The organism is Mycobacterium sp. 852002-40037_SCH5390672 (assembly GCF_001665875.1).
Classification (GTDB): domain Bacteria; phylum Actinomycetota; class Actinomycetes; order Mycobacteriales; family Mycobacteriaceae; genus Mycobacterium.
Genome location: NZ_LZTA01000137.1, coordinates 1 through 25,361 on the forward strand (window position 1 = coordinate 1; position 25,361 = coordinate 25,361).

Consider the following 25,361-nt stretch of genomic DNA (forward strand, 5'->3'; position numbering starts at 1 on the left):
CGGCTTGCCGGTGTTCCACGCCGGGCACTGCGACTGGCAGCGCCCGCACTCGGTACAGGTGGCGAAGTCCAGCATGGCCTTCCAGCTGAAGTCCTCGATCTTGCCGCGACCGAATTCGGCATCGTCGGGCGGGTTTTCGAAGTCGATCGGCTTGCCGTCGTACTCCAGCGGCAGCAACGGGCCCAGGCCGTCGGGCAGCCGCTTGAAGATGACGTTGATCGGCGCCGTGAAGATGTGCAGGTGCTTGGAATGCAACACGATGATCAAGAAGGAGAGCGCCACCCCGAGGTGGCTTAACAACGCGGCTGTTTCGATCCATTCGTTGGCAGTTGATCCAAGGGGATGCATGAGCCGACCCATACCCTGCGAGAAAAACGCGCCCCACCCGTACGGAAAGTTTCCGGTGTTCACCGCAGCACCGCGGAAAACCGCGTAGCTGCACACGACGAGCAAGATCATGAACAGGATCAGCCAGGCGCCGCCGGTGTGCGAGCCGTAGAACCGCGAGGCGCGGCCCTGTTCATTTGGCCGGGAGCGCAGTCGAATAATTGAGAATGTTATAACGCCAACAAGGACGCCCAAGGCGACAAAGTCTTGCAGAAAGCCCAGCGCATCCCAGTGCCCGATGATCGGGATCTGGAAGTTCGGTTTAAACAGGGTTCCGTATGCCTCGAAGTAGACCGTGAAAAGTATGAAGAATCCCCACATGGTGAAGAAGTGCGCCAGGCCGGGGATGGACCACTTCAGCAGCTTGCGCTGTCCGAAGACCTCGGAAACCTCGGCCCAGACGCGTTTGCCGGGTTCGTCGGTGTGCCCCGGGGCCGGCTTGCCGGACGTGATCAGCTTGAACAGCCACAGGACACGCCGTGCGGCGAGTGCGGCCACGACCACCGTCATGCCCAGTCCGATGACCAATCTAATCAAGGTCTGGGTATCCACCCGCTCGGCCTCCCATGTGTTACTTGCGAGTAACTTGTAATCGGTCCGCCCTATCGTTACATCCCGTCCCGGGAAGACGCCACGGACGGGGTGCCGTATTGAACGGCTGGCGTTGCCTGGCCGCCGGCAGTAACGTGATTTGACGGCCCTTTTGGGTGGCGCGAATCGATTGCTCCACCTATGCGCGCACATTTTTGCGGCGGCGATGACTGATGCGGCCTAAGTCACTGCAGCGTGGTGAGGGTGCGGTAATCAGCCGATGCCAGTAGCGAGGATCTCGAACTTAGCGCTGGAATCTGATTCCGGCGGGACACCGTTGGAGATCGGCGAGAATGGTCTTGCTATCACTGGAACCCAGGCGCGAATTGTGTTAGCCGGGTGGGTGAGAAGTGCAAGCGGTTAAGCCCGCGATCAGATGTCGGCCCGTCGTGCTTTGTTGTGCAAGGCTCATCCCCAATTTGGCCCGGCCGCGGTACCGCCCGGCGGCTGCGGGCGGTCGAAATGGACATCGACGACGATGCGCGCCAGGCAGCGATCTAATTGGATTCTCAGCCAGCGCGTCGCACAAGTGCGCTGTTTGCGGGCGCTACGTGCCATCCATTCATCGCAGACGCAGACACACCGCGTATCGGCGGGCCCGCTCGAGCACGGGTAGTGCGGTTCGTGCGGTTGTTTAGCCCAACGCCAGGGCGAGTCGTGTGCTTATACCGTGCATGGATCGCCTTCGGCGACCAGGCCCATCTCGGCGTCGTCACGGCCTTCGGCAAGCATTGCGCGCCGATTCTCAAGGTTTTCGGCCAGCCGCGCCCAGTTCATCGAGCACCTGGTTGCTAATTCGACGAGATGGTCAACGCAATGGTCGGGGGCGGCCTCTGCAACTTTCATGCTGTCAAAGGCACCGACGACGTGCTGGTGAAACCACCGCAGAAGCTGGCGGCCCGCGACCGTCATTCGTAGCGCCGGGTCTTTGGACAGCGTCTGTAACAGCGGCGTCACGTCAGCTGCTTCTACCATTGGCGGCCAGCGCTTTTTAGCTGCTGCGGCAGCGGGCAGTCGCTTATCGCTCTGAGTCGGCAGCGGGCCTTCTCCTCGCGCCAGTCTCGCTCGTACGTCGCGGACCGTCCCTGGCGACAAACCTGCCGCGGCAGCGATTTGGCGCAGCGATGCGCCTGGGTTTTCTTCTATTAGTTGAGCAGCCATTTGTCGCCCAGCCGCGGTGTTTAGCGGCCGCACGCGACCGTCCTTGCCCAGCCTTTCGTGCAACTGCGCATCCTCTCCAGTTGCACCACGGATAGCAGCAACGGTCTTGCCTGAAAGCCCAGCGACCGAAGCGATGGCACGGTCCGACAGCTGCGGATGGGTCGCCAGAATTTTCGCTGCCGCTGCACGGCGGTCAGCAAGCTGCAGCGGCAGGCCGTGGGTAACATTCGCGCCGACCGATAAAATGAACGCGAGGTCGGCCGGACCGTCGAACATATACGCCTGAAGTTCTCTCAGGCCCATCTGCACGGCTGCGGCGACCCGATGGAAGCCATCGATCAACTGCATGCTTTCTCGATGGACAACGATTGGCGGCAGCGGCCCGGGTGCCTCTGTAAGTCGGCACACGTGGGCTGAGTCGATGCCACTTAATCTGGGCGAGCCTGTGGTGCGTAGATCGCTGATACGGACCACAGCCAATGCAAACCGGTTAGTTGGTTGCGATTGGAATGTATGGAGCTCTGAAGTGTCAGGAACTGACGCCAGATCGCCCATAAGTTTGCGCAAGTGCGTGACGCCGTCCCCGGCAGGCGTTGAAAAATGCGGCGCTTCAGCCTCGTCGACGAGTTCTAGGGCATGCATGGTTTCCCCCTCGGTTGCTGTATCGGAAAAGACGTAGAACCCGCGATTGATCGCGGGCCTATCTCCACAGCCGTGCGGGAAACGTCATCGCTACGGGTGCATAGACTTGCTCACTAGTTACGAAAACATAGGGCATCTGGGCGTGGGCAGCAACCTATAGTTAGGGCCGACAAACGGTCAGATCACGTTGGATGTACGCGGCAGCGACGCCTGACCTGCTGTTGCATCGCGAACAGTTCGGTTTTGTCATGCGCCTAGTCATTCGTTACGTGTTGCCCCGGTGATTGCACATGGGCCGGTGGAAGGGTTCGGCATCCACCGGGAGGTCGTCGGTCCCTTCCAGCACACACCAGTGGTGAGGCGCCCATGACGCTGCCACTGTCCGGGGAGCCGTGAGCCAGCGAGGCGCTCCGTAGGCGTTCGCTGGGCACTGTTTTTCGCTCGCACGCAGGGGGCCGAGCGGAGGTTTTGGCCTGATATCGGCCCCGTCAAGGCTTCCGTTTTCGCCGGGATAGGCCACGAAATGGCGGTGAGTGGACCATGTACCCCTTGCCAAACAGCGCCGTGGCAATCCGAGCCGGCTTCACGAGAGGACCCACTTGGCTGGCCCGGCGACGCCGCTGTCACGGCCGACAGTTCCTGGGAAGGATTGACCGCACATCACCAGGCCGCTACACGAGCGGAGGGCCCGGATTACTGTTGCGCGCGTTCCGTTGGCCATTTTGCGCCAGCTCCTTGTTGGTCCCACAGTCCAGTTTCGCCACCCCGGGATTCGGCTAGCAGCATTGGTACGACCAACAGCTTGATCAAATACTCGCCTTGACAATCCGGCCCCGCCCATGGGTTCCCCTTGGAATTGTAACCACTTGAAGACTTCTGCTCAGTCAACGCCTTGCCTTGACATCGGCTCTTAAGCACCGGAGCATCGACGACGTCGAACGAGGTCAGCACTAACGGCAGTTTGTCCGCCTGGCGTGCAGATAATTAGCGCTTGGCATACGCATTATTCCCAACACGTGTCGATCACGCGGTTAGATAGGAAATATTTCCTCGTTCTTCCAATAGCAATACGATTATTGGCATTTCATACTGAGTTAGATGCCACTCATTATCCGATACTCATCTCACTGGACTGCTTGCGCTGACGCAGATCATACGAAACGTGAAGCCGTATGAATGGAGGAGAATATGACACCGCAATACTCGGATGTCCTCGTCGTGGGTGGCGGCCCGGCCGGGGCCACCGCTGCCTGGCGCGCGGCAGCGTTGGGCGCAAGCGTATGTTGTTTAGATAAGGCGCAATTCCCTAGGGACAAACCGTGTGGTGACGGTCTAACACCTCACGCCATTCAGCTGATCTCCACGATGGGACTTGAAGACGATCTCAAGAAATTCCACCGCGTAGACCGGATAAAGATCGTGACCAAGGCTGCCTGGGATGTTCGGTGGCCTGAGCGCGTTGAGAAGCCAAATTATGGATACGTTGCGCGCCGCCTTGATCTCGACGAGATGCTACTGCAGTGCGCTGCATCAACAGGGGTGCGGGTCGAACAGAATACGGAATTTGTGTCGCCCATCACCGAGGGAAACCAGGTCGTGGGCGTGATCGCACGGCATGGCGACAAAGAGCAAGAGTATCGCGCCAAGGTTGTCATCGGCGCCGATGGCGCCCATTCTCGGGTAAAACGATCATTGGGGATTGCATCAGATTCGGGTCTCGTCGTAATAGCGATTCGTGCTGAAATGTCGACTGAGGCAAAAGAGAGCACCACTCTCGAAGCCCATTTGCTCGAGTATTACGGCGACCATATTCCCGGATACGGTTGGGTGTTCCCCATGGGCGGGGGCCGGGTCAATATCGGTGTCGGCTACCTTACAAATTATCGGGGATCGCGCGGGATTAACGCACGTGAGCTCTTTGACAAGTTCAAGTGCCAACTTCCGGCGGACTGGAAGTTACCGGACACCGAACAGCTTTTGCGTTCGAAGGCATTGCAGGCATGGCGGCTGCCGATGGCCTTTACGACGCGTCCCCCATGGCGCCCGGGTCTGCTGCTTGCCGGCGACGCGGCGGGGGTAGCGAAACCTGCGAGTGGGGCGGGGATTTCGCGATCCATTGCCTCAGGAATGCTTGCTGCTGAAGTTGCGGTGGATGCGCTCGACACGACGGGGCCTACGGACCTGTCCAGATATGACAAGGTGCTCCGGCAGCGCTGGGGCCGTTCGTATGGATTCTTCCGTGAGGTCCTTCGACTCGGTGGTAATCCGCGCATGATCGGTTTGGGACTGCGAACATGTGACAACGCGTTTATGCGCCAGGTCCTGCTCCGAGGCTGTTATGGCCGTGCGGGCGCGACTATGGACTACCGCGACGTTTGACCTGCTTTTTTCCTCGTCCACCGCGGGCCTAACTGCTGGGCGTCCTTGAAATATGTGGGTTGCTGCCTGTGCGGCACACTCATTCGAGCCGGTTGGGCTTAGAACCGCGGTAGTGATAGAGCCACACCGTTCAGTGGTGGCGTCACGCAGAGGTGCAAGATAAACGGCGCGTGCGTCATGGTGATTTTGCACGAGAGCTCCAGCCTCCCTGAAATTGAGCGAACGCGGTCTTTAGGAACCTGAACCACTTTGGTGCAGTAGACGGCAGTAGACGGGTGCACCGGTCACCGGATGATTGTTGGCGTGGACGGATAGGCGCGGTCGCCTCGAAGCAGTCAATTTAGGCGTTCGCGTGCTAGTGCTGCGATCGAAGGGGCTTCTACAGCGGCATGTCGATTGGATAAATTGACCGCGTAATCGACTCAGACGTCCATGTGCCACCCACCGGTACCGGATAGCGGGCGTGAAATTTTTGCAGTGACGACGGACCCTCGGCCCTTATTCCGGGACGGACTTTTGGCGAGCGGTTTGTGAGGCGCTGGGATGCGATAGGCGGCGCGGGTAAGACGCTTCGGCGATGGGAGACAAGACGTTTGGCGGCTCGCCGCTGGGCTTGGGCTGCGGGGCAGTCTCTTTCGTCCCTTGACGGCGGTAGTTTCCCATGCGCCTACTTAGCTAATCCCGGGGGGACGACTACGGGGCCACGTTGCGCACCCTTTACATGTTCGCTCAAAACACCGATTCTGGCTGGACGTAGGAATCTGGCCGACTGAAATGATGGGCCGGTCGCGACACTGGATCGACCTAACTCCAAGACAGGCGTCACCACCTAACGGATCAATCTGGCGATCAACCACTATGCAGCCCGTGCCCGCCCGGCTCACTGCATACCGCACGAGAAAGGGACTCGACCAATGGCTTATGTCATCACAGAGCCCTGCATTGACATCATGGACAAGGCTTGCATTGACGAGTGCCCTGTCGACTGCATTTACGTGGGGGAGCGGATGTTATACATCCATCCCGATGAATGTGTGGATTGCGCCGCGTGCGAACCTGCGTGTCCGGTTGACGCGATCTATGACGAGGAGAATGTGCCGGACGAGTGGGTCGACTACATGAACGCCAATAGAGATTTCTTCGCAGCAATCGGTTCGCCATTGGGCGCAAAAGGCGTTGCACCACAACCTGATCCATCATTCATAGCGCTGCAGCCACAGGCACACACAACCGGTCTATGACGACGTAACGACGGGGCAGAAGTCCACTGCTAGCGACATCGAGGCACTGGTCGCAGATGTGCGAACTCTGGAATTCGATGCGACTGCTATCCATGTCCGGCGGTCGACGAAAAGCACCTCAGTTGTCCCGTTACCAGCCGGTCTGTTGCGCCGCAGGAGGATTCGGGTTGCGATGCCGCACCGGCGCTCAGTAGCGACGCATGCGATCAAGAGGCCATTACCCAGCAGCTGTTCGATCGTCTTGTTCGTAGCGGCCTTTGGCACACAACAACTTCGGGTATCTGATGATTTGTACTGCGTAGCACAAAGGCCAACAGGTAATACCCCGCTCGCGACTGCCGTCTAACCCTGTCACCGACAGCGCACATGCACTGCTTCGGCTGGGCGCGAAATCCCATTTGTCTAACTGCGGAAGTCGGCGGCTGCACAAGGATGGTGCCCTGGTCTACTCCGCTGACACTTCGCGCCATCAGATCCTACAGTTGAGTCGCTCACGGCCAGTTCGGCGCTTGATCAAAGTTCAGGTCTGCTGGTGACGGTTGGGGGGTGCCGCAAGGTGAGGTCGGTCGCCTTGGAGGCGGTCTGCAGGCACATCCACATTGGATTTCCGGGCACCCTAATTTCAAAACAGGTCTGGGTTGCGCCTACTGGGCCCCAGGGGGCGAATTCCCTGTGTGGAAGTCGATTTTACTGACGCCGATGGGCGGTGAAGTCGACGAGCGACAGCAGGGCCTCGCGCCCGGGACTGTGTCGGAATTCTGCTAACTCACCACGTGCGGCGTCGGCGTAGTGATCGACCATTTTTCTCGCTTGTGCCATTCCTGGCGAGCTACGGAGCAACCAGAGTGCCTCGGCCAGGTCGTCATCGTTACTGACAGGCCCGGTAAGTAGCTCGCGCAAGCGGTCTGCCTGCGGCCCGGACTCGCGTAGCGCGAGAAGGACTGGCAGGGTGCGCACGCCCTCCCGTAGGTCCGTGCCGGGAACTTTGCCGGCTTCGTCGAGTGCGCCGTGGATGTCGATGATGTCATCGGAGATCTGGAAGGCCGCTCCGATGCAGCTGCCTACTCGACCGAGACGCTCGGTCTGAAGAGCATCAGCTCCTGAGAAAGTGGCGCCGAAACGGCCTGCGGTGGCGATCAAGCTTGAGGTTTTTTCTTCTATTACCCGGAGGTAATGCTCGACGGGATCCGTCCCCGGAGCTGGCCCGCGAGTCTCACGCATCTGCCCTGTGATCAGTTGAGCGGAAGTCTTTGCGACGATGCGAACTGCGTCCAGTCCGAGCTGCCAGCCAAGTTCTGATGCTGCGGCAAAAAGGTAGTCGCCAGCCAGGATGGCCTGGCAGTTGCCCCAGCGGACGTTCGCCGTTGGCTGGCCACGTCGGATTTGGGCCTCGTCCATAACATCGTCGTGGTAAAGCGTTGCTAGATGCACCAATTCGCTTACCGCGCCCGCCACAATGACTTCCCATGCGTCGGGACGCGGTCCCATTTGCGCCGACAGGACGGTGAACAATGGCCTGAAGCGCTTACCGCCCGCCTCGAACAGGTGAACAACGGCATCACGGATGATGGTGTCGCCGTTGCCGAGTTCGCGGCGGATGAGTTCGTCGATACGCGTGAGACCATCGGCGACATTGGCGGCTAACTCCGGATCGGCGATGTCAAGGCCTCTGACGAGAGTTGTAGTTGACGTGAGCATGGCCAAAAGATATAGCTCTTGGGGTGCAAGGGAAATCCGTTGTGCAAGTGCGCCTCCCCGTTGATTGGTGAGGCGTGGCGAGATATTGGCGTTGAGCACCGGCTACTCGTGCGTGACCCACGTTTCCGCTGTTCGATTGTGATGCGTTGCTTGCCTTCATCAATCGGCGGGTAGCTTGCATCCAAAACCAGGCACAGGAACTAACGCTCAGCACAACGCCACGTGCCCTTGAATAGCAAGATCTGTGGTCATCGTCCGAGCTGACCGGAGGCGTGCGGTAATCGCAGGAGAAGCGGAAGTGGGAATTAGCGGTTTCCGGTGAACGCTTTGCCCATCAGAGCATTTGGGATACTACGCTGGCGGCCCGAGCGCAGTGAATCCAGCACATGGAGGATGCGATGGAAGCGCAGGGATATCGGTCATGACAGACAGTGCTCACGCGCATGCTCCGATGGGACTTGTACAGCACGCCCTTAGCGGAGTCCGCGGTGCGTTCGGGTGGGGTCTGGGTGTCATATTGATCTCGAGGCCGATCTTGTGGCTCGTCGGGATCGTGCCGTTTTTTGGCGGTTATGTATTGGCTACTCACCGTATTGCCCCTGTGGGTTGCCTGCATTTGCAGGCGGCGTCGTGTTGGAGTGAGGGCTGGCAGTTTGGTGTCGTGGTATTGATCATGGGCCCGTCATGCTGGCTGTTCGCATTCGTCGTCAACGACATTGTTGATCTGCCCGGGGATCGCAACGACCCGACGCGGGCGAGGTCACCGCTGGTCACCGGGAGCGTTCCACTCCCGGTAGCAAAATTGGTCGCGGCGGCCAGCGCTGTGCTGGCCATTGCCGCTGGCGCGGTTGCAGGTCCGGTATTCGCGGCGATGGCCGTGGTGGCCTTGACCATCAGTTGGGCTTACAGTGCACCGCCGTTGCGGTTTAAAAACCGGCCCGGCTGTGACATTGCTGTTTGCTCGTTCGCCGTGGGTGGCTGCCCGTTAATCGTTGGGTACGTTTTGGGAGCGCCACTGTCCACGTTGCCGTGGATCAGCCCGCTCGTCGGTACGCTCTACATGGTTGCGATCTATGTGCCCACAACCATTGGGGACTACGAGTCAGACTTAGCTAATGGAAATACCACCGTTGCAGTGCGATTCGGTCGGGACCGCACCTACTGGGTTGGGCTGGTCGCAGTCGCGCTCGTGTGCACGATATATGCTGTCTTGGCCGCGATGAACTACATCATCCCGCGCCAGTTACTCTCGGTGGAGGTCGTGGCCGGCGTTACCACGATCGCTGCCTATCACAAACTGTTGTACAAGGCCTACGATCCTAAGGCGATCGTGCACAGACTCGCCTTGATTGGCGTAATAGCGGCGACCGCAATGTTTTTATTCAGCGCGACGTATATCGGCTTGTTCTAGTCGTTTCACCGTGGATGTCGCGACGGGAAGCGGGAGCTCGGCGGCAGACCTTGACGTCAAAGCCGAACACCGACGACAGTGGTCACCCGTGGCGGATCGTGTCGACGTGCCCCTGTCGGGCACCGTGGTCTGGACGCGCTCAACGGCATCATGTTGGCCTTTTCTGGTGACGAGCCGACGTCACCGAGTCGCCATGGAGCCAGAAAGCGCGCGCGCTGTCTGGTCCAGAAACTCGTGACGCCCCGGTGGTGATGTATATGTGCCTCAATGGTGTTGACCTCACTGACACCTTGGGGCGGCCGAGGTCGCGAGCACGACTGCTGGCTATATGCTCGGTAGCCCAGGTTGTTTCATCTGCCCTCACGGGGTGTGGGTGCGTGTTACTTCGGCATCAGTCGGCAGGCAGGACGTCGGCTGGGCGCATGCTGACTATCGACCTGCGTCACCGACTGCGATGTCCTGATAGGGGCGCGAGGACGTCGGGTCCCGCGCTGTTGGACTCCATCCGGTCGAGGGGACCTCGCGCGAAAATTGAGGGTTGTTGATGTGTATGCAGATGGTGTCGGCGCACCGCCCGATGTGAAGCGTCCATTCCACACAACTAGCCGGTACGGGAGGTTATCTTTCATGAATTCGTCTGCTGTCCAAGCACATCAGTGGTCACGCTGATGACACAAGACGTTGAGTTGGGGAACTCTCTTGCTCACGGAGTGGCGAGCGTGCGTACTTCCAGGGCGAAATCCGATCCGCGGCAGGCAGATTTCGCATGAGGTTGATCACCGAGCTCGACCGGCTGCGGGTGCTGAGCCTGCGTGACCTCTTGACCCATCCGGCGCGACATGTTGTGTCAATAGGGGTTATCACTGTCTGTTCTGCGTTGCTTGTCGCAGTGTTCGGCATTTACGGCTCGATTGTCGGGTCAGTCGCAGAACTGGCTCAGGACATTTCCGGGGATGTTTCGCTGCAAATAACGGCCGACTCCAGTGGGGGTGTGCCGGCGGGCTTGCTCAAAAAGGTTCGTCACGTGGGTGGAGTTGATGTCGCTGCGCCGCTTGTCATCTCTTCAATAGCCGTCAACGGTCAGCCGACGCTAGTACTGGGGGTCGATCCAAGTATTGCCGGTATCCACAGTCGGCTTGGACAGGCCATTTTCAATCAGCCGGGCGCCTCCGCTGTGATGGATGATGATGGCGTTATTGTCGGGCCCCGCATGAAGTCTCGGCGTGGTGACCGCCTTGATGCGGCCGGCCATCGCCTTGAGGTCGCGTTGGTGCTTGACAGTGATGTTGCTTCGCATGTCAATAACGGCAGATTCATCATTGCCCCGATGAAAGTGGCCCAGGCCGTCATCGGGCGAACTGGTGCCTACGATTCGATCCTGGTGGTCGTGGCCGCTGGCAGTTCGGTGTCACAAGTGCGTGATGAGATTGATGCCGTCACCCAAAAGCGAGTCGTCACTTCGCAGCCGCTCCTCGAGGCCGCCAAGTCCGGCACAATTCTAGTGTTTTTGCGTGATTCCCTCCTGATCTGCGCGTCCCTTGCGCTCGTCGTCGCGATGTTTCTGGTGTTTAACACGCTCAATATGAGCATTATTCGTCGACGTCGAGTGTTTGCAACGATGCGTGCGGTGGGAGCGCGGCAGTCTGAGATACGGCGCTCAGTTTTGGGTGAAGCATTGATGGTCGGCTTGGCCGGTGGCGTGCTGGGGGTGCCATTGGGTGTGGCGGCTGCATGGTTGGCAATTGGCAGCCTGCCGCCGGCGATGGTGCAGTCGGTGCAGGCTGATGTCGCTTTTCACCTTCCGATTTTGGCTATCCCACTTGCGATTACTGTCAGCCTCGTCTCGTGTAGTGCAGCGGCGCTCGGAGGTGTGCGGCTCTCGGGCCAGGTCTCGCCGATCGAAGCTGTTGGTCGCGCAGACATCCGCCAGATGGATGCGTTTACCCAGCCGTGGCGTATCTCGGCGGGGGTCATCAGCGCCGTGATTCTCGGGATCGCCACGTATGCGGCGTTACGGGTGGATGATGCGCGAGCGCTGATCGCCTGCGTCATGTTTATTCTGGGCGGCTTGGGGTTGTGTTACGCATTCGCCGGGCCAGTGGTAGCAGTGATTGGCTTTGTCGCCAGGCAGCTGGGCACCGTGGGGGTAACCGCGGCACTAGTTATCGCACGTGCCCGCGGGCGGGTATGGGTCACGGCAATGGTGATTGTGGTTGCGGTCTCGGTGGGGATTTGCGCCTCCGGGGCGATGACTAACCTCGTGTCCTCGGCTTCGACGATGGTGGCTTCGCTGCGATCGGTGCCGTTGTTCGTGTCGGCGGGCGGAACTGATACCTTGCCCACCGGACCAGTACTGCCGGGGGACCTACAAGACCGCATTCAGAAGCTGCCGGAGGTGTCCACAGTTGCTGCGGCGCAGTGGGCGTACGGCACCATCGACGGCAAGCGCGTGTTGCTGCAAGGTGCGGTACCCGATGCGGTAGCTCCTGGCTTAGATCGTCTCGAGCCTGAGCGTGTTGCCGCGCTCTTCCGCGGCGAAGGGGTGGTGATTTCACGCCAGTTGGCCAAGACGCTGGATGTAGGTCTGGGCGGGCGTATCGAATTGCCGTGTCCCACAGGGCTCCGGACGGTATCGGTTGTGGGCGTCATTGACTATCTCACCGTTGACGCTGGTCTGGTGGTGATGCCTCTGGGCTCGCTGCAGCAGTGGTATGCCCGTCCTGGTGCCACTTACTTGCAAGTCTCTTTCCGTCGAGGCGCGGATGCCGCGGCTGCCCAGCGCGCCGTCACGCAACTTCTACCGCCCGGGGTGCATGCCTACACGGGTCAGGACACCTATGAGGGAACCATGCGCGCGGTCGCTCAGGTCAGTGCCCTGTCATTAGCGCTGCAACTGATCATCGCGATTGTGGTGGCGGTAGGGATCTTTAACACGTTCCTGTTGTCGGTCAACCAGCGCCGCCAGGAGATCGCCGTGTTTCGTGCGATCGGTGCGCGGCCCAACTACATATTGGGCGGCGTCCTCATCGAGGCGGCAGCCATCGGTCTGGTGGGGGGTGCCTGCGGTACTGCGGTCGGCCTGCTTACTCAGTACATCGGCGTCAAAGTGTTGTCGAGTTCCATTCAGCTCGATTTGCTCTACCGGCCGCAGCCGAGCTTTGTGCTGTACCCGCTTGTTGCGGTGCTGTTATGTATGGGCGCCGCCGCTGGGGCGGCGGTACAGGCGGCACGGCTGAATATCGTGGAAGGGGTAGCGGAGTCATGACGACCATAGCTGCTTCGTAATCTGTTCAATCTGGTTGGGATGATGGCACTGGTGAGACGAGGATCGTATTGTCGCTAAGTGTGTTCAAAATGACGCTCGTTTGCCTGATTTTCGGAGTGCCATTGCTGGCGGGGGGTTGCTCACAGCATGCCGGTAGCGCGCCGTCACCTTCCGCGAGTCGCGGCGACAGCGGGGCCGAACGTTTAGTCCGTAGCAGCGCAGAGGCAACCCGAAAGTTGGTCAGCGCGCATGTCGCTGTGGTCGTAAAAGGAAAATTTGACCGTCTGGGACCGGTCACCAATGTGGATGCCGACGTGCAGGCCAATCCGCTGATTGCCAATGGCCAAATCACTTATTCCAACGGAACTTCAGCGCCTTTTGGGTTGGCTGACGGCAAGCTTTCGGTGATGCAAGGTAGCGAGTGGACTGAGGTGGGTTCGACATCGGCGTTCTTGCCGCCATCGGTCATTGACCCTAGTCAGGGTCTGCCGCTGATTCTCGACAGTATCGTTGGTCTTCAAATGCAAGGAACCGATACCGTCGATGGGATACCAACGCAGAAGGTGTCCGGCACTGTGCCTGCGGACCGACTCAAGAAGTACTTTCCCGAGGCCACAGGTGCCGCTGATTTCACGGCGTGGATCCAAGACAGCGCGAACCCCGTCTTGGTACGGACGGCGGGGACGCTGTCGGCTCAACAGGGTCTGACAGTCACACTGTCGAAGTGGAACGTTCCGGTCTCGGTGACGGCGCCGCCTAGTTCATAACCTCTGATCTCGCGACTGCAGCCCGCCGGCACGGTTGTTAGTTAGTGTAGCGGCGCGCAAGGCCCATCGATTGTCTTTCACCGAGATGGCCCCAATCATGCAGACACGCAGCCACATGCAGGTGAGAATGACGATGCATAACGCTTCGAGACCGCAGCAGCCGAGGCCGAACCCGCCCACTGCGGGTACTCCAACAAGCGTCGAGGCCCAGAGCAGCGCTGCGACCTTGGGTGCTGAGATGCGGCGGTAATGTGTTGCCGACAATGTGGATTTGATAGCGCGGGCCCGCCAGCGCATCGCCAGCCATAGGGCCTCCTCTGCTGCGACGGGTACTGCCACGACTAGCGCAAGTAGAGGTGAGCCCCAGCCGATTCTTTCCACTCCAAATACTGATGTGAGCAGCGTGGAAAGTCCGAGACTGCCTGTGGCACAGATGATAACTCCGATGGCGGTGACTATCCCGATGGCCCTGCCACCTAGCGCGCCGCCGATGATCAGGGCTAGGACGGCGGCAAGGATGGCCAGCGACGCTGCAACGTGATTGCCCGATATCGCCGTCATGGCGTGGAGTCCGTTTCCGCTGGCGTCGACAGTAATCGCGGAGCCGGTCAGTGCGCCGAATTTGGTGGATTGCGACACGGCGGAGATGACAGACTGTTCGAAATTCGGGGCGTAGGAACGATCGCGGGTGCTGTAGATGAAGATTCGCGTGTATTGGCCGTCTGCTGAGAACGATCGCTTTCTCACCGACTCGTAGTCGGCGGAATCGATCTTTGCCTGGGACAGATAGAAGCCGCCGCTGCCGTTGTTGCTGAGATCAGCAGTCATGGTATTGATCAGTGAACTGGCCTTGGTCATTTCTGGTACCGATGTGCCGGCGGATTTGGCGAATTCAACGACAAGGGCGCGGGTTTGGCCTATGGTTCCGCGCACGTGTGCCAGTGTCGCGGAAGCTGATGCCAACAGCTGCTTGGCCGACGATACCGTTGCGGGCAGCACACGGGTGCTGGCTACTAGGCTGGAGGTGTCATCGACCACCTCGTCGAGGGGCTGCAGCATCCGTTGCGCCGAGGAACACACCAGATCCGAGGCGCAATTGGTGTTGGCATTAACGAAGTGGCGAATGGGGTCGGCGTAACTGGACACCGCCGAAACGGTAGTCTGCAGACGGTCAAGCGTTGAGCGCAGCTGGTTAAGCGACGAACTCATTGGTGACAATCCCGCATTTCCCTTGTCGAGGTCGGCGTCGAAGCCGTCAATCGCCGAGGTCAGATCGTCAATTGTGTTGGGCAACCGGTGAACCGCATCTGTCAGCGTCATCACCGCCAGCCCCTTTGTCTGCAGTTGACGATTCATTTCGCCGATCTGGTAGGCAATTGTGGCTTGCGGCCAGGGCTCTCCGGCAGGCCATGCTGCCGATTCGACCCGGGTGACGGTGGGCAGTTCGATAAGCCGTCGGGTTACCCGCTCGATGGCCAGCAGCCCGGCGGGATTCCTTAGGTCGTGGTCGGCATGTACCACAACCTCAGAGGGCAGAAGTCGGTCATCGCCAAAGTGCTTGTACACCAGCGCCTTTGCCATTGTGGCCTCGGATGTGTCCGGCGTCGGGTTGGGATGTGCGAGCAACTGAGTGACGTGGCCTGCCTGCAGCAGTCCCACAGCGACAAGCGTTGTGGTGGCAAGGAATGCGACCGCCGGGTGTCGGTAAACCGCTGCGGTGAGCCGGTGCGTTGGCCGCCCTGTTCGAGGCATCAGCGCAGCGGGATCTCTTATCCCTGCTCGTTCTAGCCATCCGGGGTAGCAGGCGCAGCACAGCAGGACCGAGAGCATTACGCCTACGGCGATCGACAGCGTCATGCTCAGGAGGTGGTCGGGATCTAGCACCGTGATGGAGGTCAGGCTTGCCAGCAGCACCGCTGCCGACGCGCTGATCGCCGGGACGGTTGATCGACACGCGGCTTGTTGGGCTGCGGCAGGGGCGTGGCCGGCGCGCAACTGTCGCCGAAATCCATTGCCTAGGAGCTGGGTGGCTTGCAATGCGGCCGCCGACGTTAGTGCCACGGTGGCGAGTGCAGCTATCGGCGCCCCCACACTGCGACCGGTCAGTACGCCTGTAGGTAAAGCGATTAACGAGGCCAGAATTGTGCTTGCGAACACTGTCATCACTGCGATGGGGTCGCGGACGATGACAATCAGCATCACGACGATAGCAGCGACCAATATAACTGCGATCCAAGGTGTTTGGCCGCTGACCGCTGAGATCGTGTCAGCGGCTTCAGGTCCAGGGCCTGCGACATAGGCTCGCAATCCGGTGGGGGGCCCAACCGCACGCACAGCGGCTCGCAACGCCGTGACAGCCTGGATGCATGTGCGGCTGCCGGATGCGCCGGCCAACCGGACTTCTACCAGTTCGATATCGGCGTCGTCGCTCAGCGCGATGGGCGCGGTCAACGAGTCCGATGCAAGATCGTTGACCGCAAGGACGGCAGGAACCGTATTGCGCAGCCGCTCTGCTAGCGCGTTGCGGTATGCATTGAGGCGTTCTTGTGGTAACGCTCCACGGTCGAGCACTACGTAAGCGATGATGCTGTTGCCCGCTTGCCAGACGCTCGAATCCTTGCTGGGTTGTACCGGTTGGCCTGGGGCGGTGTGCGAGTCCTCGGCGGTGAATGCGGTCCAAACGGGGGCGCAGACATTCATCGCGATTGCAACGGCCATACACGCGGTCACCACAAACGCAGCATTGCGTCGCAGCGCGTCGATTAACGAGATACTTGCGCCGGCCCACAACATGCCGCTATGCGGACGCAGCCTATTGTTGGTCGTCACGTTGTCATCAGTGGGCATCACATCAGTGGGCATCACTACTTGGGCAGTTGGTAGCTATCGATGGTGCGCGTGACTAGTCGCTATGCCAGGACGCTGGCACAGCGACCGCAGGTACGGCGCACTGATGGCGTGGTTGTCTTGGTAACAGGACCATAGCGGCTGGCAGCTGTGCAAGGGTGGAAGTTCGGCGGTTGCACGTCTCGCAGCGGCATTCGCCGACAACCTCATCATCTGGCCGTAGGGCCGTTCTGTGCCTGATCCAATTGCCGTGACGCGTTTGTACGTGCCGCCAGAGCTGAGCAACAACAGATGCGCAACAACAGATGCGCAACAACAGATTAGTGGCTCTCAGATTGCGGGGGGGCGTGTTCGTCGTTGTGAGAGCTGGCGGTCGTGTGCTGGTGTTCACGTAGTGCGGTCAGGGCGCGCTGCTCCGAGCCGTGCGCGGCCTCGCGCAGCGCCGCATCCTCGGACGCGGGGTCGGCGAACAGGAAGCTGCCGCTGCCCGGAGATCCGGCTGAGCCCAGCTTGTTCATCTTCTTGGGCAGTGGCGCGCCCTGGTATTCCAGTGGCAGCGGGTGGCCGTGGTCGTCGACCGGGCCCAGCGGCTGGTGCAGCTCGACGTAGGCGCCGTGCGGCAGCCGCTTGATGATGCCGGTCTCGATGCCGTGCTCGAGCACCGCGCGGTCGCTGCGCTGCAGTCCGATGCACCAGCGGTAGGTGATGAAGTAGACGACCGGCGGAACGATCACCATGCCGATGCGCCCGATCCATGTCGTCGCGTTCAGTGAGATGTCGAACTTGAACGCGATGATGTCGTTCATCGAGGCGAGGGTGAGCACCATGTAGAACGCGATCGCCATCGCGCCGATCGACGTGCGCACCGGCACGTCGCGCGGGCGCTGCAGCAGGTTGTGGTGCGCGTAGTCGCCGCTGAACCGCTTCTCTAGGAACGGATAGACGATCAGCAGCATAAAGATGCCACCCATGAGTAGCGCTACCCAGACGGCGGCCGGGATGGTGTGGTGCCAGAAGTAGAACTCCCATGGCGGCCAGAGACGCATGAGGCCTTCGGTCCACATCATGTAGAAGTCCGGCTGGGAACCGGCCGAGACGTGAGATGGCTTGTAGGGGCCCAGGTTCCAGATCGGGTTGATCTGCAACAGGCCGCCCAGCAGGCCCAGCACGCCGACGATCGCGGCGAAGAACGCGCCGGACTTGACGGCGAACACGGGCATCACTCGCACGCCGACCACGTTGTGTTCGGTGCGGCCGGGGCCGGGGAACTGGGTGTGCTTCTGGAACCACACCATGGCCAGATGCAGCCCGATCAGGGCCAGGATGATCCCGGGCAGCAGCAGGATGTGCAAGGCATACAGGCGGGGGACGATGTAACCCGCTGTGGCGCATTCGTTTCCGATGCCACCGCAGGGGAAGTCACCACCGAATAGGGCCCAGTGCAGCCAGGTGCCGATCACCGGCATGCCCAACGTGATCGAGGACAGCGCGGCGCGCAACCCGATGCCCGACAACAGGTCGTCGGGCAGCGAGTAGCCGAAGTAGCCCTCGAACATGGCCAGGATCAGCAGCAGCGAACCGATGACCCAGTTGGCCTCGCGTGGCCGCCGGAAGGCGCCGGTGAAGAAGATGCGGGCCAGGTGCACCATGATCGACGCGGAGAAGATCAGCGCGGCCCAGTGGTGGACCTGACGCACGAACAATCCGCCGCGTACCTCGAAGGAGATGTCGAGGGTCGAGGCGAAGGCCTTCGACATGTCCACGCCGCGCAGCGGCTGGTAGGCGCCGTTGTAGGTGATCTCGGCCATGGACGGGTCGAAGAACAGCGTCAGGTACACGCCGGTGAGCAGCAGCACGATGAAGCTGTACATCGCGATCTCGCCCAGCAGGAACGACCAGTGCGTGGGGAAGACCTTGTTGAGCTGTCTACGGACCGCCGCGGACGGGTGGTAGCGCGTGTCGATGTCCTCGCCTTGCCGGGCCAGGACATCGCCGATCTTCGGGGGACTCAATTGCGGACTTTCGAGGTCATGGTGCCCAGACCGAGGGATTGAGTGACTGTGATGCTGACATCTGGCGAATCAGAGGTTGACCTTCCACTTGCCAAATCGTTGGACCGCTGGTGTCTTCGGCGGTCTGTCGTCGGGATTGTTTCCTGGACTCGCGGAAGTGGCAAGGGGCTCTTCTGTGCACTTTGATTTCGAGGCCTTGTTGTCGGATCCGGATGCTAAGCCGTCGCGCCGGTCTTGTACTACGGCGGGTAGTATTGCTGGATGGAGATCGGTGTTGTTGGTGGCGGCATCGCCGGGTTGGCGACCGCGATCGCCTTTCACCGAAGCGGACATCAGGTACGTGTGTTCGAGCGGGCGCCGGCTTTTGCCGAGGTGGGTGCGGGAATCGCAGTGCCCCCGAATGCGTTGCGATGTTTGGGACTTCTCGGGGTTCGCGGCGTCGCGTCGCAGCCAGAATTGGGTGGCCAGTCAGCGACCGTTCGGAACCAGGGTGGTCGTGTTTTGGTGCGTGCGTCGCTGGCATCGCTGGCCGGTGCATCGCCCGGGAATTTCGCCATCGTTCACCGCGCCCGGTTGATCGATGCATTGCGGTCGAATCTGCCAGATTCGTGTTTGTATGCAGGGTCAGCGGTGACCGATGTGACCGCTGATGGCGTGATCGAAGCCGGTGATGAGCGGCGACGGTTTGATCTGGTCATCGGCGCCGACGGTGTTAAAAGTCTTGTCCGCCGGTGCCTGTGGCCGCCGAGCATGCCTCGGCGAACCGGGGTGACGGCGTGGCGCTGGATCGTTAATCGTGCACCAAGCGAGGTCGGCATGGTGTGGGGCCATACCGCCGAGTTTGGTATCTTGCCGATGCCCGGGTACGGGACATATGTATACGGCGGCGCGCGCCCCGGGCGTGCGGCGCTGGAACATTACCTAAGTTGGCCGGACCCGCTGCCCGAGCTGATCGCTGCGCGGATCCCAGATCAGGTCATTACAGACGAGCTGTGTGAACTGCGCCCGGTCGCCATGCCAATTCGTGACCGTGTGGTCTTGGTCGGCGACGCTGCGCACACGATGCGCCCGACGTTCGGGCAAGGAGCGGCTCTGGCGCTGGAGGATGCGGTGACCTTGGCGATGGCTGGCGTGGCCCGCTACGCGCGGTTACGGCAGCGGCGGACGACAACGCTCTATTGGTGTTCGCGGTGGGGCTCACTTGTCACCATGCCCAGAACGCGTCCGGTAGCGGCTGCGCGCGACGCCGCGCTGCGACTAGTACCAGATCAACTATTCGCATCGCTGACCGGAGCGGCGAGTCGCTGGTCGCCTCCTGCGTTGTGACGCGGTTCGCTTCCAACAGCATGTCAGGATCGGTCGATCACCTGATGGCAGAGCACGGGCGCCTGTTACTGGTCAGAGCCTGGTCCGATTATCAATTCTGCAAGGCGGCGCGGTTGATCGAGTTGAACGAAAGTACGTGCGTTCTGGATTGTCTCCAAACGCGCGCAAGGTAGTACGCGGGTGAGTCGTATGGCATCGCTAAGCGGGAAGAATTTGTCTTGGGCCCCCCACACTATGAGCGTCGGCCGGTGGAAGTTCGTCAGTCGCTCGGCCGCTTGTAGCGTGTGCCGAGCTGAGATCCCTCGCAGGACAGCGCGCACGTCGGCACGAACGCGCCGGTCGTGTAGCGGTTCGAACCAACGCGTTAACAAATGGTCAGGCAGCGGCTCGATCGTGACTGGTGAATTCGCCATCGCGCGTCGCAGCAAGGGGACCCGCAGCGCTAAGTCCAGGCCCTCAATCAGGCCAGGCAGATAGCCAGCAGCGTATCTGATCATTCGAAACGGAAAAGGTGGAAAGTGCTCAAAAGCGTCGCAGTTGGTCAGTACTAGACGAGCAACAAGTTCGGGATGGGTTGCGCAGAGGATCTGGCACAGCGCGCCACCGGTATCGTTGCCGACTACGGTGACGTGTTCGAGCTGCAACCGTTCGATGAGTTCGGCGATCATCCGCGCGAGCCCCGGCGGCGAGCGATCGGCGTCGTTCATGGGGATTCGATGACCCCCGAGCGGCAGATCTGGAACCACACACCGGGCATGGCTGGCCAACACTGATGTAAGTCGTTCCCACACACTGCTGTTGAGAAACAGCCCGTGGACCAATACCACGGATGGGCCCGCACCGTGGTCGAGGTAGTGCAACACGCCCTGGGAAAGGCTGATCTCCGGAATCTGCGACCTCAGGATAGTGCGGCTAGTTTTGCTTGCTCACGGCGGAATCCTACAACTTCCCTTAGCCGACTACAGGCCCGTGGATGCGCTGAACGGTGTGGAGCGCGGACGATGAACGATAATTCGCATCGTATTCGTGCGGCCAACAGACGCTGACGGGTGTTATGCATTTGACCGCCCGCCACACGCATGGATGATCACCGTGGAGGTGCAGTCTTCGGCTGTGCGGGTGCGCTGCTGCCCGCGCGAAGCGAGGACTTGTGTGCATTGGGCCGACCCGTTGTGCAACTGTGAGCAATCAGCAGTTGCACCGCTGCAGCGGCAACGCGCAGGAGCACGCACAAGTGGATGGCGGTCGGTATCGCGGCGCCCGCAATACCAAACGTGACAATGCGGTTGGGTGTTGTTGCTGTCACAGCGTTTGATTGACCGCGGCGGCGCGGCGCCGATATACAGACATGGCCATTACGCGTAGGCATTGCGCCTGCAGGATCGTCGCGGAAGGCCATCGGATGCAAGCTTTGATCGTGGGTGCGGGGATCGGCGGGTTGACCGCTGCCCTGACCTTGCACGCGATCGGCGTCGATGTGATGGTCGTTGAAAGCGCCAGTGAAATAAGGCCGGTCGGCGTGGGCATCAACGTCCAGCCAGAAGCCATTCGTGAATTGAGCGCTTTAGGCCTAGCTGACCGGCTAGCCGACACCGCTGTTGCCACAACAGAACTCGTGTTCTTTGACCATCACGGCGAACGGCGACACAGCGAGCCGCGCGGACTCGCCGCCGGATACGACTGGCCGCAGTACTCCATACGCCGAGGTGATTTGCAGCTGTTGCTCCTAGAGACCACGCGTCAACGGATCAATGGTCGGGCGGTGCGTACCGATGTGAGTTTTAGGTCGGCGCGACCGTCGGTGTCGGGCGTAACGGTCGAATTGGAAAGCCGATGCGGCGGCGCCATAGAGAATGTCGATGTCGACTTGTTGATCGGTGCTGACGGAATCCACTCCAGTGTGTGCCGCTGGTTGCACCCGCAAAGCGCAGAGCTGCGGTGGTCGGGCACCTGGATGTGGCGCGGCATCATTGAGACCGAGCCAATAGTGTCGACACAGACGATGATCCATGTAAATGATGGCACTTCTACCCGTCTGGTCGCCTATCCGGTTTCCAAAGCCGTTGCTGAGCGAGGTCGTTCACTCACGAATTGGGTATGCCAGGTTTGTCTGGCGGCGCCCCAACCGATCAATGCCGATTGGACCAGAACTACCCTTGCGCGTGCCTCCGATGTCGTCTCGTACTACGAGGATTGGTCGACTGCAGTCATCGACGTACCCGCCTTGCTTTCCCGCACCACGCGGATCCTGAGTCTACCGATGGTTGACCGGGAACCGCTTGGGCAATGGCGAAAAGGCCGAGTTAGCTTGCTAGGTGACGCTGCGCACCCGATGTATCCGGTGGGCGCCAACGGCGCAACACAGGCGATCGTGGATGCCGCCGTGCTTGCTCGGTGCCTGGCCAGCCACAACGATGTTGAAGAGGGTTTGTGCGCCTACGAGTCGGCGCGCGGTGCCGCTACCGCAGCGATCGTCATGGCGAACCGCGAAATGGATCGTGCCGAGCGCTCTTCGCCAGACATGCAAGACATCGACTACCGCGGCCTTATGTCGCGGTATAGACATGACACCAACGCCGAACCTCGACATATCAACGACGTTTCATCCACATAACTCAGGAAGTGATACCCCATGCACGTCAAGCAATCGATCGATGCGGCTGCCTCAATTCGCGAGCAGAACCGACGCGTCGTGCAGGATTACATGAGCCGGGTAGGCCAAAGCAGACTAACGCGCTATCAGCTGTTCACCGAGGACGGAATCGGTGGTCTGTGGACCACTGACACCGGCACGCCCGTCGCATGCCAAGGTCATCAAAAAATAAGGGAGCACGGCGAGTGGTCGCTCAAGACGTTTCCTGACTGGAAGTGGATCAACGTCAAAATCTTCGATACCCAAGATCCTGAACACTTTTGGGTCGAATGTGACGGCGAAGGTCAAATCAATTTTGCCGACTATCCGAGCGGGTTTTACCGAAACCACTTCATCTTCTCGTTCGAGTTCTGTAACGGCCGTATCCGACTGCAGCGAGAGTTCATGAACCCTTTCGAGCAACTGCGTGCTTTAGGAATCCCAGTCCCTGAGATCAAGAGATCGGGGATCCCGGGCTAGCCCCCGGGGGTTGTCGTGAGCAGCAATACAGACACAGATTGGGACGCGTTGTATGTGCGAGACGCTATCGTTCCCGGATTGGATTGCTTGCCATGGGACATCGGTGAGCCCCAGCCGCCGATCATGGCACTGGAGTCCGCCGGCAAAATCACTGGGCCGGTCCTTGATGCAGGGTGCGGACTCGGTGCGACGGCGTTAAGGCTTGCCGCCATGGGGTATTCGGTCACCGCGTTCGACATATCACCATCGGCGGTCACAAAGGCAAAGCGCGAAGCGGAGCGCATCGACGTGAAGGTCGATTTTTTCGTCGGTGACGCGATGAACTTCTCCGGATTCGACGAGCACTTCGCCACGCTCATCGACAGTTCGCTGTATCACTCGATACCCGCTGCGGGCCAAGACGCCTACTTGTCATGCGCGCATCGGGCGACGCGCGCCGGCGGTGTCTTGCACATTTTGACTTTCTCCGATGCGGCCCCGTTCCCCGCTGAGACGCCGAACCGGCCGAATTGCAGTTCGCGTGAGGCGCTAGTAGCTCGTGTATCACAGTGTTGGAAGGTCGATAAAGTTTCGCCGTCTCGGATCACGGCGTGGATGCCTACCGGGTTCCTCGAGGGGGATGTGGCCCTGGACAGCGTTGGACGAGTGGAGATTCCAGCATGGCTGTTGAGCGCCCACAAGTACAGCTAGAACGAAACGGGAGGATCAGCGGTGGACAAGCTCTGCTACCGGCTGCTCGACGTCTTCACTCGCGACCGGCTCTGTGGCAATCCGGTGGCGGTGTTTACTCGTGCTGGCGACCTTCATGCCGCCGTGATGCAGCGGATTGCCCGCGAGCTGAATTTGTCGGAGACCGTATTTGTCGTCGAGCCCGCCGCCGGTGCAGACTTTTCCATCAGGATCTTTACCCCCGTCAACGAGTTGCCATTTGCGGGACACCCGACGCTGGGAGCCGCAATACTGCATGGGGCGCTTGGTGATTCAGGAAACACGGCGCTCAGAAAATCGTTAGTCATCGGTACTGGTATGGGTCTGATAGACATCGTGGATATCCGCACCGAGGGCCGCTTTCTCGGTTCGGCGACGATGTGCCAGCCGATTCCCACGTGGCAGGGCTTTGATTCATCCGCACGTCTGCTCAAGGCTCTGCGCTTGGAGGCGTCAACGGAACCAGTTGATATCTACCACAACGGTCCACGGCACGTCTTTGTAGGGATCCCAAGCGTGGAAGTGCTATCGGGCCTGCGGCCCGACTTTTCCACATTGGCCGAGTTGGACGACGTGGCTGTCAACTGCTACGCGCCGGCTGGAGCTGGCTGGCGAATGCGCATGTTCTCACCTGCTTACGGCGTAATGGAGGACGCGGCAACAGGGTCAGCGGCGGCACCGCTAGCCCTGCACCTAGCACGATATGGCCGGTCGCCGTTCGGTGAGAAGATCGAGATCGTGCAGGGAGTCGAACTGGGCCGCCCATCGACGATGATGGCCAAGGTCGAGGGCGATCATATGCGGGTCGTCTCTGCGCAGGTATCGGGCAGCGCCGTGCTTGCCGGTGGCGGATATTTGTTGGCGCAGTGACTATGGGCATCCTTGCGCATTCGGTTCGGATCCGACGTCCTGATGCAACTCCGTTGATTGTGCTCACCATCGTGCCGGCCGCCCTGTTCTCGGCGCCCTCAACTGAGGCGTTGTTCTCGGCGAATCTGGCGGTGACGTTTGTATTACTGTTGTTGGCCTACCAGTTCGGCTACATGGTGAACTGCTTAGCCGACAGGGAAGCCGACGCCGACGGGCACAAATCCGTTTTAGCCGAATCCACGGTCGCCCTGGGCTCAAAGAACATCATCGGCCAGCTCATCGCCACGTCGCTCGTCGGTGCCGCCCTAGGTGCTTACTTGTTGATACGTACCGGCCACTTCGACTTGATTGCTATCGGTCTTGTGGGCATCGCTCTGGCTATCGAGTACTCGCTGCCGCCTCTGCGGCTCAAAGGTCGGGGTTTGTGGCAGGTGCCGGCACTGGTGGTAACGATGGGCTTGGTTCCCTGTCTGGCCGTGGTCCGCAGCTTCGATGCGCCCGTCGACCGGGTCTGTCTGTGGGGGATCATTGGCAGCGCCACGGCCTTCAATGGCGTCGCTGTGGTTAAGACCGCCGAAGACTATTTTGAGGACGGCGCACATGGGGTGAACACTTTTGTCCATGCATTGGGGGTACGTCGCTCGTTGCTGGTCGCGTCACTGATCATCCTTGGTGGGGGAGCGATGGTGGAGTACATGCTGGTAAACCAGTTGGGTCTGAACATCGTTGAACTGCTGTACTTAGTGTCAATCCTGGCGGCAACGCTGGCGACCGCTGGACTGTGCCGCAAGGTCAGGGATCTGACGCCAGCCCAGGCCGTTGAAGTGCTGCGCGCAAGGCAGCCCAGGTTTGTCGTTAGGCACTGCACGCATCTAGGGGCAACGATTTTGCTGGCGTCGTTAGTCGTCTTCATGAGTCGACCATGATCGGATCGACATAGCGCC

16 protein-coding genes and 1 pseudogene are annotated in these 25,361 nt (G+C 60.3%); 11 read left to right on the forward strand and 6 right to left on the reverse strand.

Annotated elements, in window-relative coordinates; all coding sequences use genetic code 11:
• A pseudogene (locus A5782_RS24325) lies at window positions 1-939 on the reverse strand (FeS-binding protein); the annotation flags it as partial.
• Between the two features lie 702 nt (window positions 940-1,641).
• Entirely contained in the window at window positions 1,642-2,781 is a 1,140-nt protein-coding gene (locus A5782_RS25880; protein ID WP_082943082.1) for a ParB N-terminal domain-containing protein, read from the reverse strand.
• Window positions 2,782-3,969: 1,188 nt separating this feature from the next.
• Here A5782_RS25880 and A5782_RS24330 point away from each other — a divergent pair.
• Entirely contained in the window at window positions 3,970-5,160 is a 1,191-nt protein-coding gene (locus A5782_RS24330) for an NAD(P)/FAD-dependent oxidoreductase (protein WP_067104852.1), read from the forward strand.
• A gap of 914 nt (window positions 5,161-6,074) precedes the next feature.
• Window positions 6,075-6,401: a ferredoxin gene (gene fdxA / locus A5782_RS24335; protein WP_067104833.1), complete on the forward strand. Its 327-nt coding sequence runs from the start codon at window positions 6,075-6,077 to the stop codon at window positions 6,399-6,401.
• Window positions 6,402-7,088: 687 nt separating this feature from the next.
• Here fdxA and A5782_RS24340 read toward each other — a convergent pair.
• Window positions 7,089-8,099 (reverse strand): polyprenyl synthetase family protein, encoded by a 1,011-nt coding sequence (locus A5782_RS24340; protein ID WP_067104834.1) that lies wholly within the window; start codon window positions 8,097-8,099, stop codon window positions 7,089-7,091.
• Window positions 8,100-8,520: 421 nt separating this feature from the next.
• On the opposite strand from A5782_RS24340, the gene A5782_RS24345 reads away from it, so the two are divergent.
• The 3 genes from A5782_RS24345 to A5782_RS24355 all read left to right on the forward strand — a co-directional run bounded on the left by A5782_RS24345 (window position 8,521) and on the right by A5782_RS24355 (window position 13,542).
• On the forward strand, window positions 8,521-9,510 hold the full coding sequence (locus tag A5782_RS24345) for a UbiA family prenyltransferase (protein WP_082943084.1): 990 nt from the start codon (window positions 8,521-8,523) through the stop codon (window positions 9,508-9,510).
• Between the two features lie 766 nt (window positions 9,511-10,276).
• Window positions 10,277-12,775, forward strand: coding sequence for an FtsX-like permease family protein (locus tag A5782_RS24350; RefSeq protein WP_067104836.1), 2,499 nt, complete (start codon window positions 10,277-10,279; stop codon window positions 12,773-12,775).
• Between the two features lie 89 nt (window positions 12,776-12,864).
• Window positions 12,865-13,542 (forward strand): LppX_LprAFG lipoprotein, encoded by a 678-nt coding sequence (locus A5782_RS24355; RefSeq protein ID WP_082943085.1) that lies wholly within the window; start codon window positions 12,865-12,867, stop codon window positions 13,540-13,542.
• Here A5782_RS24355 and A5782_RS24360 read toward each other — a convergent pair.
• Both A5782_RS24360 and A5782_RS24365 read right to left on the reverse strand, forming a co-directional pair.
• Window positions 13,537-16,371 (reverse strand): MMPL family transporter, encoded by a 2,835-nt coding sequence (locus A5782_RS24360; protein ID WP_197694333.1) that lies wholly within the window; start codon window positions 16,369-16,371, stop codon window positions 13,537-13,539. The genes A5782_RS24355 and A5782_RS24360 overlap by 6 nt on opposite strands.
• Window positions 16,372-16,709: 338 nt before the next feature.
• Complete coding sequence (locus tag A5782_RS24365; protein WP_067104839.1) at window positions 16,710-18,440, reverse strand: cytochrome bc complex cytochrome b subunit; 1,731 nt, start codon at window positions 18,438-18,440, stop codon at window positions 16,710-16,712.
• A 222-nt stretch (window positions 18,441-18,662) separates the two neighbouring features.
• Between A5782_RS24365 and A5782_RS24370 the strand changes: the two genes are divergently transcribed.
• A complete protein-coding gene (locus A5782_RS24370; protein WP_067104840.1) occupies window positions 18,663-19,727 on the forward strand; it encodes an FAD-dependent monooxygenase in 1,065 nt (354 codons plus the stop codon).
• Window positions 19,728-19,792: 65 nt separating this feature from the next.
• Here A5782_RS24370 and A5782_RS25885 read toward each other — a convergent pair whose 3' ends face one another.
• Window positions 19,793-20,590, reverse strand: coding sequence for an alpha/beta hydrolase (locus tag A5782_RS25885; RefSeq protein WP_197694334.1), 798 nt, complete (start codon window positions 20,588-20,590; stop codon window positions 19,793-19,795).
• A 539-nt stretch (window positions 20,591-21,129) separates the two neighbouring features.
• Here A5782_RS25885 and A5782_RS24380 point away from each other — a divergent pair.
• Genes A5782_RS24380 through A5782_RS24400 form a run of 5 tightly spaced genes read left to right on the forward strand, consistent with a single transcriptional unit; the run spans window position 21,130 to window position 25,343 of the window.
• Window positions 21,130-22,341 carry an FAD-dependent monooxygenase gene (locus A5782_RS24380; RefSeq protein WP_082943090.1) on the forward strand — a complete coding sequence of 404 codons (1,212 nt, stop codon included), beginning with the start codon at window positions 21,130-21,132 and terminating at the stop codon, window positions 22,339-22,341.
• 18 nt (window positions 22,342-22,359) lie between these two features.
• Window positions 22,360-22,839, forward strand: a complete 480-nt coding sequence (locus A5782_RS24385) for a PhzA/PhzB family protein (protein ID WP_067104843.1) — start codon at window positions 22,360-22,362, stop codon at window positions 22,837-22,839.
• A 15-nt stretch (window positions 22,840-22,854) separates the two neighbouring features.
• Window positions 22,855-23,529, forward strand: coding sequence for a class I SAM-dependent methyltransferase (locus A5782_RS24390; protein ID WP_067104844.1), 675 nt, complete (start codon window positions 22,855-22,857; stop codon window positions 23,527-23,529).
• Between the two features lie 21 nt (window positions 23,530-23,550).
• Complete coding sequence (locus A5782_RS24395) at window positions 23,551-24,417, forward strand: PhzF family phenazine biosynthesis protein (protein WP_067104845.1); 867 nt, start codon at window positions 23,551-23,553, stop codon at window positions 24,415-24,417.
• 2 nt (window positions 24,418-24,419) lie between these two features.
• Entirely contained in the window at window positions 24,420-25,343 is a 924-nt protein-coding gene (locus A5782_RS24400; protein WP_082943088.1) for a UbiA family prenyltransferase, read from the forward strand.
• Window positions 25,344-25,361 lie beyond the last annotated feature (18 nt).